Source organism: Ruminococcus sp. RTP21484sp1_RTP21281st1_A8_RTP21281_210402, assembly GCF_040914025.1.
Taxonomy (GTDB): Bacteria; Bacillota; Clostridia; order Lachnospirales; family Lachnospiraceae; genus Blautia_A; species Blautia_A faecis.
This window is the reverse complement of the sequence record NZ_JBCPGE010000028.1, coordinates 44,776-61,337: the sequence shown is the minus strand read 5'-3', so window position 1 is coordinate 61,337 and position 16,562 is coordinate 44,776. Positions and strand designations below refer to the sequence as shown.

Here is a 16,562-nt window from a genome sequence, read left to right as displayed (position 1 = left end):
TATTAGACTCAACTGACGGAACAGCAGGTCTTACACCTTACGGTAAGACAATAAATGTAGTGACTTTCAAGTCACACGAAGCAATTCGCATCACTATGCAATATTATACGTTCCACATCCTTCACATTCTCGAACATTTGTTCTTTCTCGTTTATTATAGCCATTTCAAACCAGAATGTAAAGTGGTAATCTTCACCAGAGCATTTTTACCCCCAAATATCGGGACGAAACTTCCTCTTTTATACTTAAAACTGCCCCAGTTTTAACAAGGAAATTTGCCCCACCTGCTAGAGAACGATACACTTCTCTCTGTATGCACCAATACAAGAGAGGAGGTTTGAAAGAAGGTGTATGATTTGCAAGATTGGGCAGCTGTTCAGCGAGTTTATAAACAGACAAGATCAAAACGAGCAACTGCAAAAATACTTGGAATGTCCAGAAATACTGTTAGGAGTCTTTTAGAAGAAAAAGAGACATCTGTGTATAAACGTCCAGTTTATAATAGCAAGATTGATGATTTCAAAAACAGATCATCGAATGGCGATGCGAACCGTTTCTTTTAAATGGAACACGGATCTTTAGAGAATTGAAAGCAAGAGATTATACAGGAAGCATTAGTCCCGTTTATCGGTATCTGTCGAAAATTGATGAGGATTTCAAAGACCACATCAGTTCCAAAGCTAACTGTTAGACATGCCCTGCTTATGGCAAGACATCTGGGAACAGAACTTAATGCTTGTCCCTGCTACTGACCGCGCAAGAGATAAAAATCAAGAGACCATTCAACTAAATCAAATTTGCTCATTCTTTTTTCTCCTTTTCAGTAGCGGCAGTGTCAAATTTTACTACCCCACAATTACAGAGTATCCATAGATTTCTTTTTATTGTTTGATTTATGAACCGGCAATTCATCATACATTGCCTTGAAGAGTCCAGCCAGGTATTCTTTACTGTCCACGTTTTCTACTAACAGCATCTCTTTTGCCCCTTCATATGGTAATTCATAAATCGCAGTTGTCATATAAGAAACTGCAGATTTTGTCGGTTTCACAAGTAACCTGTCATCGTATATGCCTCCGGCAATTCTGCCCCGATAATATATGATATACTCTCCCATCATTGCACGATAATTAATTTCTTCTAAACCAGATAACTGCTCTAATATAAATTGTAAATATTCTTTGCTAGAAGCCATGTTTTTGTCCTTTCAAATACCTGCATTTTCCCATTATACCGTAATCTCAATTTGATTATCCTCAACCGCAACAATGCAGCTTTCGTAATATCCGTCCCCCGTAGTCCGAGGTCCACTAATAACCTCATAACCATCCGCTTTTAGTTCTGCCGTCAATACATCCACTTTTTCCATACTTCCTACGCTAAAAGCTATATGTGAATATCCAGTACGAGCTAGTTTCTTCGGCAAATCAGCCAGTTTCGGTATATGCATGATTTCAATACGTGCACCATCATCAAATGTAAGAAAATAAGAACAAAAGCCTGTTTTCTGATTATGATATCCATCATTTGATTTTGCTCCCAGATATTCCATAAAGATTTTTTTTGTCTTTTCCAGATCATTTACATAAAGTGCAACATGTTCAATTCTCATGATGATTCCTCCAATTCTGCATTGATAACTTTCCATGCGTCATCAGTAGCGGTATTCTCGTTTATCAAAGTTTTTTTGTCCTCTGAGGTATCCTCACCAGACGAAATCCCCGTATCCGTGGAAGGGATAATCTCAACCGATTCCAACGAATTTTCTATGTTAGAAGTGTTTTGTCCATCTTTATTAGAAGACGGCAATTTTCCACAGGCTGAAAGGGAAAATGACAACATTGCTATGGTAAGTGTTTCTTAATAATATCGCCCCCTTTCATGAGAAATTTTTATTTAACATACAGCTTATCTCTTAGATAAGAATGCTTATTCCCAACGGAAGAAGCACACAGCAAGAATCGTGCACAGTGCGGCAACTCCAACCATTACACAAATTGGTAGTAAGGTGCTTCCCGTACTGATACCCAAAAATGTATTCTTCATTATGGTAAGTCCCTGTGTTAACGGAAAAACACTGACAATCTTCTGCATTGCATTCGGCATGACCTCAATCGGCAGGGTTGTGCCAGAAAAGATCAGCATCGGGAAATAGAGAATCGAAGCAATGACACTGGCCTGCTTGGTATCCTTCGCCACGTCGCCTGCCAGCATACCGATAGATTGCGTTGAAAGCATGGTAAGTGCCCAGCTTCCAAGAAAAGCAAGAAGTGAGCCGCGTAGCCGCACTCCCCACAAAAGCGCTACAACTGACAGTGTTGCAAGAGACACAGCACAGTAGACAATATACATGGACAATTCGACACCCAAAACGAACACCGGGCTGACCGGTGTGACACGTAGCCGTTTAAGAATCTTCATTTCTCGTAAGCCCGATACGGCTAACGGCAGCCCCATCAATCCACTTGCACAAATGGCAATCGCGCTGACTGCTCCGAAAGACTGTTCCAGGAATGTATAGTCTGCACCGTCATAGGCAGGCTTTGTTCCGTAAATGATGCCAAGGATGATAAAGATCACAAGCGGCATAATGACGGCGAAAATCACCATATTCATATCCCGCACGCTGAGCTTCAGCTCCGTTTTAAGATATGTAAAAAAGCGTTTCATGCGTCCACCTCCTCATCCGAAAGTTGCAAATAAGCATCCTCAAAGTGTTCGCAGCCACATTGCTGCTTTGCCTGCTCCACGGTTCCGCGGAAAACGGGCGTACCCTTTTTCAAAATGCAGATTTCATCACACAACGCCTCTACTTCATCCATAAAATGGGAAGTCAAGAAAATCGTAAGCCCCTGTTCTTTCAAGGATTTAAGTGTTTTCCACACACCGCGCCTTGCTTTCGCATCAAGACCAGTAGTCAATTCGTCAAGAAACACAAGATCCGGCTGTGGAATCAGTGCCAGCACGATAAAAAGTCGCTGACGTTCGCCACCCGATAGACCTTTAACCGGCGTGTTTTCCTTATCACCAATACCGAACTGCTCACATAACTTGTGCCAATCGGCAGGATTGCGATAGAGGCTTGCAGTTTCATCGCAAAGCTCGGAAACTCTGATCTCCTTATTGCTTTTAACCAAATATCATTCTATAATGAAAATTATCAATTACCATATATATGTTATGGAGGGTGCGGATTATGAACGAAGAATTATTTAACGAAGCAACGAAATCAAATGTTCTCACGAAGAAACTGATCGACCAGCTTCTGGAGAGCATGACCTACAGCAGCATCTCTTTTATCAACTGGACCATTGAGACCTTGTCACTGATCAAGGCCCGTCTGCAGCGCGGGGACCGGATCACAGACGAAGTCAGCGGGGAAGTTTACACCTTGTATTCTTTCCAGCAGTTTGTGGAGAAGAATTTCTCTTCTTACATAGCAAGCCAGGTGTTTAAAGAGACTTCTAAGCCTGAGAAAATTTACTTCTCACTGAAACCATGTGAAGAAGGCTACTCTCTGATGGCAGCTGACTCAGACAGCAATAAGACATATGCCTGGATTTCCAGCCTGAGCAAACGATTCTCACTGGTAGAAATGATCGCTACCGGAATTGTATATGTGAAAGATACTCGTACCAATACCTATCAGCCATTTATTTCCGGAAAGGGGAAATATTGTAAGTATGATAAGGAAAAGGGAATTCTGGTAGAAATCTAACCAAAATGGACACAGATCACAATGCCATTACTGGAGGTTCAGTAATAAAGACATTGCAGTCTGTGTCCATTTTTCATCAGATCCTATTGTTCAAAAATATCTTCCCGGGTAATATTTTTCGCCCACTCTCCCTTTCGGTAATGATGGAAAACCCAGGGCCATTTCACGAATTCGTCTGTACAGAGCAGAAAGTAAACCCACAACACTGGAAGCTTCAGTACAAAGGCAGCGAAGAAACCTAGCGGCACCGCATATACCCACATATCTACCGTGTCACAGATTAAGCCAAATTTCGTATCGCCCCCTGCCCGAAAGACACCTGCAATCAGCGCAGTATTTACTGCGGATCCCATAATATAGTAGGTGTTAATGAGAAGCATGTATTTCAGATAATGCATAGCGGTGTCATTCAGGGAAGCAAATTTCATCACAAAAGGAGTGATGGCAAGGACGATCAGCCCTCCAAGTGCACCGGTGATCACAGTCAGCTTCAGCATTCTGGAAGCGTATCGTCTGGATTTTTCCAGGTCTCCTTTTCCCATGATCTGCCCAAGAAGAATGGTTCCCGCACTTGCAATGGCAAAACAGAATACAGAGCCAATGTTCCGCACCACAGTAACCAGGGAATTAGCGGCCACCGCGTCAGTGCCAAGGTGTCCCAGGATTACAGAATACATGGAAAAAGCAACGCTCCAGGACAGGTCGTTTCCAAGTGCCGGAAGTGACAAACGGATAAAGTCCTGAAACAATACTTTACTGCGAAGGAACATATATGCCAGATTCAGCTTCACATTTTTACTAAAGGAAGATACAACCACACAGCCAATCAGCTGGATCAGTCTTGATGCAGCGGTGGCGATTGCAACGCCGGTTGCACCAAGCTTCGGAGCACCGAACAGGCCGAAGATAAAAACTGCATTTAGGAATATATTCAGAATAAATGCCAGCATATTCAGCGCCATACTGATGGTTACTCTTCCAATACTTCGAAGAACTGCCAGATAGATCTCCGAGATTCCCCAGCAGATATAGGTAACGCCCATAATGCGGATATAGGAGGAACCAATGGTGATCAGCTCAGGATCATTGGTAAATAGCCTCAGCATCATCTGAGGCGCAGTAAATGCAACCAGGGCAACCAACAGGGAAATCAACACAGAGAAACGAAGTGCGATTCCCTCTACTACATGAATCGCCTGAAAATCCTTTTTACCGGCATATTGGGAGCACAAAAGAGAGGCTCCGGTACCGATGCCATAATACACCATAAATAAAATATTGGAATAATTGGCTGCCAGGGATACCGCCGAAATAGCGGACTGCCCCACGTAATTCAACATGATCACATCCGCTGAATTCACAGCCGCACTGAGCAGATTCTGTATAATAATTGGAACCGCCAGCCGGAAAATCTGCGGATAAAAATCATCTTTTCCAATTGAAAGTATTCTTTTCATTTTCCCTCCTTAGTAAATACCTATATTTAAATAAACTATTTGGTATTATACTGTTTTTCTGTCCCAAAAGCTATCCCTTTTCTGACAGAAAATAACAATATTTTGACATTAAAAAGGCACTGTCTGGGACAAACATGCCAGACAGTGCCTGTAAAATCTTTCTATTAAATAACTTTTAGTAAAGGATCTCCTTCTCTTACATACAATGGCAGACTGAAGTAATCAAAGGTTCCGGTATGCCACTGGTTTCCCTGTGCAGGTTCTTTGGTAAGAAGATGTACCCAGTTTCCTTCTGGAAGATAAAAATCCTGTTTTCCATCTGAGGAAAATACAGGTGCAACCAGAATGCGGTCTCCCAACATATATTGCTGATCCAGATATGCGCAGTTTCTGTCTTTTGGGTATTGCATGTGCATTGGACGCATTACGGGAAGCCCTTTTTCATGGGCAGTCTGTGCAAGGCTGTAAATATAAGGCATAAGCTTCCATTTCAGCTCGGTAAAGTATTTCAGAACCTCACAGGCCTCTTCATCATAATTCCATGGAACACGATAAGAACTGGATCCGTGTAAACGACTGTGGGAAGATAAAAGTCCGAAAGCCACCCACCTTTTGTACAGATCAGCTGAGCCATCATCCTCGAAGCCGCCAATATCGTGGCTCCAGAAGCCAAAGCCGCTGTCCATAAGGGAAAGCCCGCCCCTTAAGGTTTCGGCCATGGAAATATACTGGCTGGTTGAATCTCCGCCCCAGTGTACTGGAAATTTTTGTCCGCCTGGTGCTGCACTTCGTGCAAAAAGAACAGCTTCGCTTTCTCCTTTTTCTTTTTTCAGAAGCTCAAATACGCACTGGTTATAAAGATACGTGTAATAATTATGCATTTTTTCCGGATCAGAGCCGTCGAACCATTTTACATTGGTAGGAACACGTTCTCCGAAATCTGTTTTGAAACAATCCACTCCCACATCCAGAAGTGCTTTCAGCTTACTCTGGTACCAGCTGCATGCATCTGGATTGGTAAAGTCTACCAGTCCCATACCAGCCTGCCACATATCCCACTGCCAAACTCTTCCATTGTCTTTCATCAGAAGATAGCCCTTTTCCATGGCTTCTCCAAACAGAGGCGACTTCTGTGCAATATAGGGATTGATCCAAACACAGATTTTTAAGCCTCGCTTATGAAAACGTTCCAGCATACCTGCCGGATCCGGGAACATATCTTTATCCCAGGTGAAGTTGCACCATTCGAAGCCTTTCATCCAGAAACAGTCAAAATGGAAAACAGAAAGAGGAATATGGCGCTGTTCAAATCCATCAATAAAGCTGTTTACCGTAGCCTCGTCGTAGTTGGTGGTAAAGGATGTGGTAAGCCATAAGCCAAAGGACCACTTAGGCGGCAATGCCGGTCTTCCGGTAAGGGCTGTGTATTTTTCTATAATTTCCAAAGGGGTAGGACCATAAATAACAAAGTATTCCAGTTCCTCATCTTCTACAGAAAACTGTACGGTTTCCACCTTCTCACTACCTACCTCGAAGCTGACACGTCCCGGATGATTGACAAAGACGCCATAGCCTTTGGTCGTATAATAGAACGGAATATTCTTATAGGAAATTTCACTGGCTGTACCGCCATCCTCATTCCAGATATCCACGGTCTGGCCATTTTTTACCATAGGGGTAAACCGTTCCCCAAGGCCATAAACCAGCTCGCCAACACCTAAATTAAGTCCGGAGACCAGATAGTTCATGCCTTGTTTGTGATGCATCATTCCCGTAGTTTTGCTCTTGATACAGGTAAGCTCCCTTCCATCTCCATAAAACTTCATTTCAGGGGAACCAGTTTCAAATTCCAGGGAAAGCTTTCCTGACTTTAACGTCCATTTTTCTTTGCCGGAAGCTTTCTCACATTTACGTTCCGGACTTTTATCTAAATCACCATACAATTCAAATGATGGGCTTTTTACGTAATTTCCAGCGTGATTTACCATGTGGATTCCCAAAATGTCCTTTGCTGGTGCGGTGAAGGTATAGGTCATCATTCCAATGTTTAAGGTATCCCCGCGTCCCTGGATTTGTTTATAGGGGGCAAAAGCCAGGAGTTCGTTTTCCCGCTCTTCTACCTCATAAATGTCTCTTACATAATCAGCCTGAAATTCATCTCTCACAAGCCAGAAGCCATTGGTAAACTTCATCTTCCATTCCTCCTTTGAAAATCGGTCAGCCTTTTACGGCTCCAGCTACAACACCCTTGATAATAGATTTCTGGAAAATCAGATACAGGATCAGCGCTGGGATAATGATCAGGATCGCAGCAGACATAATGTTCTGCCATTCCATTTTGTACTGTCCCATAAAGCTGTAGGCTGCAAGCTGCAGGGTTTTGCTGCTCTTTCTTCCGCCCAGCATAAGAAGGGGAAGAAGAAAGTCATTCCAGATCCACATTACATTGATGATCGTAACCGTCGCAGTACAGGATTTCAGCATTGGAAAAATAATACGGGTAAAAAGCTGAAACTGGTTGCAGCCGTCAATAAGTGCGCTCTCTTCCAGTTCCAGGGGAATGCCCTTGGCAAAGCCCTGATACAGGAAAATACTCATTGGGGCACCAAGCCCCCAGTAAATAATGGCAAGTCCCCATATTTTCCCATTGATATGTAAAGTGGTGGCTACATTTACCAGAGTAAGCATAAAGGACTGGAACGGGATCATCATAGGCGCAATGCAGAACAGGAAACAGAAACGGCTGTAGCGTGTTTTCACACGTGCCATTTTATAGCCTCCCATGGAAGCGATCACGATAATGCCGAGAGTTCCTATTACTGTGGCGATGAGTGTATTCAAAAAAGTAGCTGGATATTTCATATCATGAAATACATTTTTTATATTGTCAAGAGTAAAAGCAGATGGAAGGCTCATAACATCTGTCATGATTTCCTGATAGCTTTTAAAGGCATTGATTCCCACCAGGAAAAGAGGGGAAAGATATAAAAGCAGAAAAAGGATCAGGAATAACTGTATCACACCGTGAAGTGCTTTGCTTTTTTTACTCATGCCTCTACCTCCTTACCTTTAAAGAAATTAACCTGAATTACGGAGATCACCAGAACGATGATAAAAAGAATTACACTTTTGGCGCTTCCATATCCATAGCGGCTGTTGTTAAATGCAGTGTTGTAAATATCAAGTGCAATTGACGTAGTAGATGTTCCCGGACCGCCGCCTGTCAAGCTGAAGATCAATTCAAACATTTTTAAGGAATTGGCAACAGAATGGAACATGCAGAAGGAAATGGACGGCATGATCAGCGGGATAGTAATTGAGAAAAATCTGCGGACTGCTCCTGCCCCATCCAGGTCTGCGGATTCATTTAGTTCCGTTGGTACTCCCTGCATACCTGCAACGTAGATCAGGATATAAAAGCCAAGGCTCTGCCAAACAGAAACAATGATGGTGGAGAACACAGCCAGTTGGGAGTCTCCCAGCCAGCTAAGACCGAAAATTCCCCATCCGGTTATGGACATAAGTGCTTCAAATACTCTGGTACAGATAAATTTCCAGATAAATCCAATGATAACAAGGCTTATGATATTGGGAATATAAAAAGCGGCTCTGAAAAATCCTCTGCCTTTGATCTTGGATTCCAGAAGTGCGGCAAAAAAAATGGCAAGTACATTTACGATCAGTACTGTTCCAATGGCATAGATAAAGGTATATTTCAGCGCACTGACAAAGGCTGGATCATTGGTAAAAAGCCGGATATAATTTTCGAGTCCGATAAATTCCGATGTTTTTCCAATACCGTTCCATTTACGGAAGGAATAATAAATACACATAACGAAAGGAATTCCTACAAACAGCGTGATGAAGAAAACTGCAGGGGCTACATATCCTGCGAATTCCAATGCTGTTTTTCTGGCCCTTCGTTTCTGGCTGTTTGCCTGCATAAAGAAACCTCCTGTCCTTTTCGGAAAAACAGGGCTGCCGAAATTGTCAGCCGCCCTGTTTTCGTTTTTATTCACGCGATCATTTTATAATAAATTACATTGCATCGTAAGCATCAACAAATAACTGGGTAAGAACCTCTTTTGTCTCGTCGCGGTCTGCATTTCCTGCAACATAGTTCTGGAATGCGGTACCAAATGGCTCTTCTACACCTTCTGGTCCTTTAAAGATCCACCATGGACATGTTACGGAATTATCCTGTGCAGCTGCTGTTTCTGCTGCAAGCTGTGTATCAGGTGCATCTGCTCCGGTAAGTGGGGAGATATCGCCGATAACTGATGGAACCCAGCTTCTTCCATAATCAGAAGTACACATGTAGTTCAGGAAATCAAGAACCGTATCAAGATTTTCGGAATCTTTTGCTACACGGAAGGTAAGGTTGGACTCAACTGCGAGAACTGCTTTTTCGTCCATGCGGGGCATATAAACATAACCCATATCAATATCAGGGGCAATGGCGCGGATACTTGCCTCGTCCCAGGAGCCATTGTGGATCATGGCAACTTTTCCTGTTGCAAAATCGGAGCACTGAAGATCATTGGTGGACTCCATTGGCTTGTCACCGCTGTACTCCTTGATCAGATCCAGAAGATCAAGTGCAAAATCAACCTGCGGAAGCTCGCCGAATTTCAGATCTCCGTTTTTCACATCTTCAAAGAGCTTGTCATAATCGCCGTCATAGGCATCACTCATGGACGGATAAACGGTCTGTGGAAGGATCCACCACTCACCAAATCCGGAGCTGAATGGCTGAATACCTGCATCTGTCAATTTCTCACAAACGGTGCGAAGCTCGTCTAAGGTAGTTGGAAGTTCTGTGATTCCAGCCTGCTCAAATAATGCTTTGTTATAGATAAAGCCATGGGACTGAACCAGGAATGGCATTCCTGTAATATGGCCATCTTCTGTTACAGATGTAAGGGTTGTCTCGGAAAAGTTCTTCATAAACTCTTCGTCATCCAGGTTATAAATATAATCTGCATATAAAGTATTGTCGCTGTATGCACTGGAAAGAAACAGGTCCGGAACCTCACCGGAATTTAATCTGGAACGGAGTACAGTCTGGTAATCATTCTGAAGGACTTCCAGCTCAATGGATACATTTGGATGTTCTTCTGTATAATGATCGATCAGATCATGGTAAGCGTCTGTGTATTCCGGACCATTAAACATGAAATAAAGCTCTACCGGATCATCGTCTGCCATTACGGTTACAGAACCCATTGTAAGAGAACTGACTGTCATTAAACCGGCCATTAATAAAGCGATTTGTTTCTTATGCATATGCATATCCTCCTTCTTTTTGCTGCTGCCCGTTTCGCCCACGGCAGCCTGCTTTGTTTTTGATAATCTAATCATACACTATGCAATATTACAAATAAATAGAAAAAATCAAACTGTTTATGGTAAAAGTTTGATATCTATAACCTGTTCTATTGTGAATGAATACAACAAGTTGTATAATATTGCCATAATAAAAAGGAGCTTTATGTATGAAAAAGAAAATAGAAAATTTATCCATGCAGACGCAGCTGACAGTTGTGATCCTGTCTGTGATCGTTCTTGCATTTGGAATTATTTTATATAGTGGTTATTCTGGTCAGGCAAGGTCTTTTGCAGAGGAATATACTTCTTCCACACAGACTATTCTGGAGATGGATGTGGCAAATCTGGATCAATATATTCAGGGTCTGCGGATCTTTTGCGTACAGCCCTGCCTGAATGTATCTGTCTATAATTCCCTGCTGAAGAGAAAACCTCTTTCCTCTTCTGAGATCAGTGACATAAAACAGGAAATCCAGTCTTCCTATCATAGCAGAACAGATATCCGTTCTTATTCCATTACAGCAATGAATCAGGATTTATGTTTTGAGCGGAATGCAGGGGTTGGGGGACAGCATATTTTATCGACCCCTGTAAAAGATACTGAAATATCCAGACCTTATATTGCCTGTGGAAGCAATGACAAATATGAATATCTGGCGCCCCCGGATTCAGAAGATGTGTTTTTCCGGTATTATCACTACCTGATCCGCCTGAGAAACCGGGAACCAGTCAGTTTGTCTTATGTGGATGTAGATACTACACAGCTGCGGCTGCTTATGAAAAACCATCAGGATTATGGGCAGATCTTATGCCTGTATAATTCAGATGGTGAACTTTTATATTCCAGTTCTGAGGATATCCGAAATCAGGAAGAAAAAGAAAAAAAGCAGCTTTTTGGGCTTCATTCAGATGTTGAAAATGTAAATATCGGTGGAATTTCTTATCTTGCACTTCGCAGGACCAGTGAAGAGACGGGCATTGTCCTGCTTTCCCTGCTTCCTAAAAGCGCCTGGGATGACCGGGCAAGGGACTTTTTGCTTCCTCTGGTAATGCAGATTGCAGTGATCACTATCTGTCTGATCATTATTGTTACGCTCATGATCCGGATGATCACAATTCCATTGAAGAGGCTGTCTTACCAGATGGGAAAAATGGGTGAAGGAGACTTTTCTCCCACAGCTTTTGGCGGAGGCTGTAAGGAAACCTGTGCATTAACAGAAAGCTATAACGACATGGCAGCCCACATTAATGAATTGATCGAGACCAACTATATTTCCAGCATCAATGAGAAAAATTCCAGGCTCCAGGCGTTGGAGGCCCAGCTGAATCCCCATTTTCTCTATAACACTCTTCAGGCGATTGCTACAGAAGCATTGCTTGCAGACTGTCAGGAAATTTATGATATGATTGTGTCTTTGTCTGCAAATCTTCGTTATACCATTAAAGGCGGAGAACTCGTCCGCTTGCAGGAGGAACTTGATTATGTAGACCGGTATATTCTTCTGCAGAAAACAAGACTAGGCGGGCGCCTGGAAGTGACGAAGAAAATTAATCCAAAGGTAAATCTGGCAGTGATTCCAAAAATCAGTATTCAAATGCTGGTAGAAAATGCCATTATACACGGAATGCCGGAGAACGGAGCTGTTCTTCACATTATCATCCGGGTATGTATGGAAAATAACCGGCTGCTCATCAGTGTATATGACGATGGAAAGGGAATTCTCCCAGAAAAAGTGAAAGAACTGAATGATATTTTTTCCGGAAAATCAGCAGATACTGGCAATTCCATCGGACTTCCCAATCTTGCAAGCCGTCTGAAAATACTTTATCAGGGAGAGGCTGGTCTGTTTCTGGAATCACAGGGCGATCAGTTTACAGAAGTAAAAATGGAACTTCCAATCAGAAAGAGGGAAAATGAAAATGTATAAAGTACTGATTATTGACGATGAGGCACCTGCTAGAATTGCAATAAGCAGGCTTGGTCACTGGGCAGATTATCATATTACAGAGCTTTATCAGGAAACCAACGGTGCTGCAGCTTTAAAAACCATGCGGGAAATAAAGCCCCAGATTGTTTTTGTAGATATGCAGATGCCGGTTATGAATGGCATGGAATTTCTGGAAAAGGCTTCCCATGAATTTAGGGATACCTGTTTTATTGTAATCAGTGGGTATGATTATTTTGATTACGCAAAGGCAGCTTTGAAATGTGGTGCCATTGATTATCTGTTAAAACCAATTGCACGGGAAGAATTGAATGCTGCCATTGATAAAGCAGTCCAGACATTGGGAAATACTGGTACCTGTTTAGAAAAAGAAGCGCCAAAGCTTTCCCCTGATGAAGTTGTCGCCAGGATCCGGCAGGACATTGACCAGAACTATCCACAGCCCCTTAAGGTCAGCAGTTATGCGAAGAAGTACTTCTTTACCCAGGAGTATCTCACACGCCTTTTTCGCCAGCATTATGAGATGACCATTCAGGAATACCTCCTTATGGTCAGAATGACCCGGGCGAAAGAACTGCTGGAGAATCCTTCTATTAAGATCCAGGAAGTTGCTGCCCGGGTTGGATATTCCGATAATAACTATTTCAGTAAGGCATTTCGGAATTTCTTTGGAATTACGCCCACAGATTGCAGAAATAAGTGTTTCGTGAGCAGAAATACTAAATAGACCGAAAGCCTTTTCCAATGATCTCACTGCTGTTTACAATGGTAATGAAAGCGTGGGGATCAATCTGTCTTAAATGAATGCGAAGGCGGTTGGTCTCGCTTCTGGTGAGAACAGTCATCAGTACCTTCTGCTCCTGTTTGGTATAAACACCGAAGGCATTTTGCTCAGTTGCAGAACGGTGAAGATCGTTGATAATAAAGTCTTCCACCTGATCTGGGTACTTGCTGATAATGGTACAGACTTTTCGCAGGTTCAGGCTTTCAATGGCACTGTCTACAACGGTACATTTCAAGATCATTCCCAGGATACAGTAAAGTCCGGTCTGTGCACCGTAAAGGTAAGCGGCGATCAGTACGATTCCAAGATCGCTGACCAGAAGGGCGCGTCCAATCTCCAGACTGGTATATTTATGCAGGATCATGGCTACAATATCGGTACCACCAGTGGAAGCGCCTACGTTAAATACCATGGCCGCTCCTACTGCTGGCAGGATAACCGCAAAGCACAGCTCCAGGAATACATCATGTGTCAGCGGGAAACTAAGCGGATAGATCACTTCACAGGCACTTACATAAAAAGACAGGGCAAAGGAGGAATAAATAGTCCAGCCCATAGAACGGATTCCCAGAAAGAAAAATCCGAGTACAACCAGCGCTGCGTTGACGATCCACATGAATGCGCCTACATTCCACTTCGGAAACAGGGTAGACAGGATAATGGACAAACCGGATGTACCGCCAAATGCGAAGTGATTTGGCGTTTTGAAAATGGAAATTCCAACTGCTGTAAAAATTAATCCCAGATTCAGAATTAAAAAGAAAATCAGGTTATCTTTTGTAAAAATCTTCTTTTTCATAAGTTATTTTATCTCCTCCCTTCAGTAAAATTAGTATAGCGCAAAACGTGTGTTCTGTATAGAGCGTTTTTTTCTATTTTTTATATAATGAGCTTAAAATCCCTCACTGCTTTTGATATAGAGTTTTTTCTTTATACAAACTGCACTTTTCTGCTTTTCTTTGCTGCCTCGATAAGCTCTCCCAGCCGCTTATTGCAGCTTCCAACAGGTACGCTTGTACAGATAACCCTGTCACAGCTTTCCATGGCTTTTAAAGCTTTCTGGAAGGTTTCCCCGCTGATTTCCATAAAGGGTTTCTCTGTGATCACCTGATCGGCCAGCAGTCTTGCCAGGCGGTAATCCACATCATTGGTGTATAGAACACCTGCAATAAAAGGAGTATGCACCTTCTGAAGCTGCCGGAATACGGGAATACCAGTGCCGTTTCCACAGATCACAAAAGTTTTCGCTTCACCTTCCGGCTTTGGAAGTTCAATGCTCCCAAACAGCGGATCAAAAAAGCCGTTGTTGATTTCATAAAGCTCCCGGATCATATTTTCCTCGAAAATTTCCTCAGGTTTTCCAAAATGGGAAATGGTATCTCCCTTTACACAGATGATCTTATCCGCAATCTTCTGTGCAAGGTCAATTTCATGAAGAGACATGATAACAGTTATCTGCTTTTTCTTCGCCATATCCCGAAGAATAGATAAAAGATCCAGCTTATGTTTAATATCCAGGAATGAAGTAGGCTCATCCAGAATAATAATATCTGGTTCCTGGCAGATCGCGCGTGCAAGAAGCACCCTCTGGCGCTGTCCATCACTGATGTTGTTAAAATCACGGCTGCCAAGAGCTTCTGCATGTACCGCCTTCATAGCTTCTTCTACCTTTTCTTCATCTTCCCTTGTAAGAATGCCAAGCCTTCCTGTATAAGGATAACGGCCGGTTGCTACAATGTCATGGCAGGTCATCAGCTCCGGCTTCATTCTCTCAGTAAGAACTACAGCCATACGGGTAGACAGATCCCGAAAGGTAAAGGACAACAGATTCTGGTTGTCAAAATAGACCTTTCCGCCAATGATCTGCAGCTGTCTTGTAATACTTTTTAAAATAGTAGATTTTCCGGAACCGTTAGGACCAATGAGAGTTACGATCTCTCCCTTTTTTATTCCAATACAGATATCGTGGATCAGTGCCTTTCGATTGTAACCAACAGAAAGGTTGTCCATATGAAAATAATAATTGTCCATTTTAATTTCCTCTCTTCTTTCGCAACATCATGAATATAACTACTGGTGCTCCAAAGATGGAGGTAACGGTGCTGATGTTCAGCTCCAGAGGCGCGAACGCCATTCTGGCGATCAGGTCACACATCATACAGAAAACAGCACCTCCCAGGAAGGTTCCCGGAATGATGATCAGCGGTCTGGATGTACCAAAGCTTCTTTTCATTAGAAATGGAACTGCAATTCCAACAAAGGAAATAGGTCCTGCAAAAGCAGTTACTGTTGCAGACAAAATGCTGGAAAGCAGGATTAATGCAACACGGAAAAACTTAATATTCACACCCATGCTCTGCGCATAAGCTTCTCCCAGCTGATAAGCTCCAATGGGCTTTGACAACAGGAACGTAAGGAGCAGGGTGACACCTATAACTGCACAGGAAATGTAAACATTACTCCAGCTCATACCAGAGAAGCTTCCCTGTGACCATCCATGAAGATTTACAATATTTGAGTCATCTGCAAAGGTTACCACGAAGTCTGTAACTGCGGAACAGATATATCCGATCATGATTCCGGCAACCAGAAGGGTAGCCATGTGCTTGATCCTTTTGGAATTCAAAAGAATAAATCCAATGGAAATCAAGGAACCTATAAAGGCAGCGATGATCAAAGTATAAGAGGTTACATTCTGGGCGATTTCAAGATAGTAGATCATAGTAAGTGCAACTACCATTTTGGCACCGGAGGAAATTCCCAGAACAAAAGGTCCTGCAATGGGATTTTCAAAAAAGGTCTGAAGAAGAAAACCAGATAAAGATAATGCACCTCCAAGGATGGCTGCCATCAGGATCCTGGGAAGACGGATCTTCCAGATGATGCTGTATTCCTTGGTGTCAGTGGCTTTTTTCAAAAGGATATTTACGATCTCAGACAGGGAAATATGAACATTTCCTGTATTGATATTCAAAACTGTGATCAGGCCAAACGCCAGGATCAACAGAACAAAAACCAATGTATAGCGAGATCTTCTCTTAAAGTTCTCCATGTGGAAACTGGTTCCATCGGATTGTCTGTTCATTCTAATTATACTCCTCATATAATTAAGTGTTTTTTATTGAAAATTCAAGGTTTTTCAACCTTTCATATCTCAGTGAATAAGCCACAGCTATGAGCATTTCGATGTATCAGGTACTGAAATAGCGGTTGAATGGTATACGAAATAAAACGTCATTGATTTTCGCTTTACTGGCCTTGTGTATACCCTTCCCTCTATGGCAGCTAACCTCCTATATCCACCAGGATCATCTCTGTCTCCAGAGGTC

16 protein-coding genes and 1 pseudogene are annotated in these 16,562 nt (G+C 42.6%); 5 read left to right on the top strand and 12 right to left on the bottom strand.

Going from position 1 to position 16,562, the window contains the following annotated elements; genetic code table 11:
- A partial coding sequence (locus AB5170_RS13995) for a hypothetical protein (protein ID WP_368361945.1) occupies nucleotides 1–266 on the top strand: 266 nt, incomplete at its 5' end.
- Nucleotides 267–347: 81 nt separating this feature from the next.
- Entirely contained in the window at nucleotides 348–563 is a 216-nt protein-coding gene (locus AB5170_RS13990) for a hypothetical protein (RefSeq protein WP_148462095.1), read from the top strand.
- A gap of 293 nt (nucleotides 564–856) precedes the next feature.
- Here AB5170_RS13990 and AB5170_RS13985 read toward each other — a convergent pair whose 3' ends face one another.
- The 4 genes and pseudogenes from AB5170_RS13985 to AB5170_RS13970 all read right to left on the bottom strand — a co-directional run.
- On the bottom strand, nucleotides 857–1,195 hold the full coding sequence (locus AB5170_RS13985; protein WP_148462094.1) for a TfoX/Sxy family protein: 339 nt from the start codon (nucleotides 1,193–1,195) through the stop codon (nucleotides 857–859).
- Between the two features lie 33 nt (nucleotides 1,196–1,228).
- Nucleotides 1,229–1,612: a VOC family protein gene (locus AB5170_RS13980; RefSeq protein ID WP_173772009.1), complete on the bottom strand. Its 384-nt coding sequence runs from the start codon at nucleotides 1,610–1,612 to the stop codon at nucleotides 1,229–1,231.
- Between the two features lie 317 nt (nucleotides 1,613–1,929).
- Nucleotides 1,930–2,670, bottom strand: a complete 741-nt coding sequence (locus AB5170_RS13975) for an ABC transporter permease (protein WP_148462092.1) — start codon at nucleotides 2,668–2,670, stop codon at nucleotides 1,930–1,932.
- A pseudogene (locus AB5170_RS13970) lies at nucleotides 2,667–3,119 on the bottom strand (ATP-binding cassette domain-containing protein); the annotation flags it as partial. The pseudogene AB5170_RS13970 and the gene AB5170_RS13975, both read right to left, overlap by 4 nt.
- 77 nt (nucleotides 3,120–3,196) lie before the next feature.
- Here AB5170_RS13970 and AB5170_RS13965 point away from each other — a divergent pair.
- The gene (locus AB5170_RS13965; RefSeq protein ID WP_148462090.1) at nucleotides 3,197–3,718 is read left to right on the top strand and encodes a hypothetical protein; all 522 of its coding nucleotides are present in this window, start codon (nucleotides 3,197–3,199) and stop codon (nucleotides 3,716–3,718) included.
- Between the two features lie 83 nt (nucleotides 3,719–3,801).
- Here the strand turns inward: AB5170_RS13965 and AB5170_RS13960 are convergent, their stop codons facing one another.
- The 5 genes from AB5170_RS13960 to AB5170_RS13940 all read right to left on the bottom strand — a co-directional run bounded on the left by AB5170_RS13960 (nucleotide 3,802) and on the right by AB5170_RS13940 (nucleotide 10,461).
- Nucleotides 3,802–5,175 (bottom strand): MATE family efflux transporter, encoded by a 1,374-nt coding sequence (locus AB5170_RS13960; protein ID WP_118580280.1) that lies wholly within the window; start codon nucleotides 5,173–5,175, stop codon nucleotides 3,802–3,804.
- 164 nt (nucleotides 5,176–5,339) lie between these two features.
- A complete protein-coding gene (yicI, locus tag AB5170_RS13955) occupies nucleotides 5,340–7,367 on the bottom strand; it encodes an alpha-xylosidase (protein ID WP_173736502.1) in 2,028 nt (675 codons plus the stop codon).
- Nucleotides 7,368–7,392: 25 nt separating this feature from the next.
- Nucleotides 7,393–8,226, bottom strand: coding sequence for a carbohydrate ABC transporter permease (locus AB5170_RS13950; protein ID WP_118580283.1), 834 nt, complete (start codon nucleotides 8,224–8,226; stop codon nucleotides 7,393–7,395).
- Nucleotides 8,223–9,119: a carbohydrate ABC transporter permease gene (locus AB5170_RS13945; protein ID WP_118580286.1), complete on the bottom strand. Its 897-nt coding sequence runs from the start codon at nucleotides 9,117–9,119 to the stop codon at nucleotides 8,223–8,225. Before AB5170_RS13945 ends, AB5170_RS13950 begins: the two co-directional genes overlap by 4 nt.
- 94 nt (nucleotides 9,120–9,213) lie before the next feature.
- Nucleotides 9,214–10,461, bottom strand: coding sequence for an ABC transporter substrate-binding protein (locus AB5170_RS13940; RefSeq protein WP_173717309.1), 1,248 nt, complete (start codon nucleotides 10,459–10,461; stop codon nucleotides 9,214–9,216).
- A 209-nt stretch (nucleotides 10,462–10,670) separates the two neighbouring features.
- Here AB5170_RS13940 and AB5170_RS13935 point away from each other — a divergent pair, with 209 nt between their 5' ends.
- Nucleotides 10,671–12,431, top strand: coding sequence for a sensor histidine kinase (locus AB5170_RS13935; protein WP_118580292.1), 1,761 nt, complete (start codon nucleotides 10,671–10,673; stop codon nucleotides 12,429–12,431).
- Nucleotides 12,418–13,176 (top strand): helix-turn-helix domain-containing protein, encoded by a 759-nt coding sequence (locus AB5170_RS13930; protein WP_118580295.1) that lies wholly within the window; start codon nucleotides 12,418–12,420, stop codon nucleotides 13,174–13,176. Before AB5170_RS13935 ends, AB5170_RS13930 begins: the two co-directional genes overlap by 14 nt.
- Here the strand turns inward: AB5170_RS13930 and AB5170_RS13925 are convergent.
- From AB5170_RS13925 to AB5170_RS13915, 3 genes are all read right to left on the bottom strand, one after another.
- The gene (locus AB5170_RS13925) at nucleotides 13,169–14,032 is read right to left on the bottom strand and encodes a YitT family protein (RefSeq protein ID WP_148462085.1); all 864 of its coding nucleotides are present in this window, start codon (nucleotides 14,030–14,032) and stop codon (nucleotides 13,169–13,171) included. The genes AB5170_RS13930 and AB5170_RS13925 overlap by 8 nt on opposite strands.
- A gap of 131 nt (nucleotides 14,033–14,163) precedes the next feature.
- Nucleotides 14,164–15,264, bottom strand: coding sequence for an ABC transporter ATP-binding protein (locus AB5170_RS13920; RefSeq protein ID WP_118580298.1), 1,101 nt, complete (start codon nucleotides 15,262–15,264; stop codon nucleotides 14,164–14,166).
- Nucleotide 15,265: 1 nt separating this feature from the next.
- A complete protein-coding gene (locus AB5170_RS13915) occupies nucleotides 15,266–16,318 on the bottom strand; it encodes an iron ABC transporter permease (RefSeq protein ID WP_118580301.1) in 1,053 nt (350 codons plus the stop codon).
- Nucleotides 16,319–16,562 lie beyond the last annotated feature (244 nt).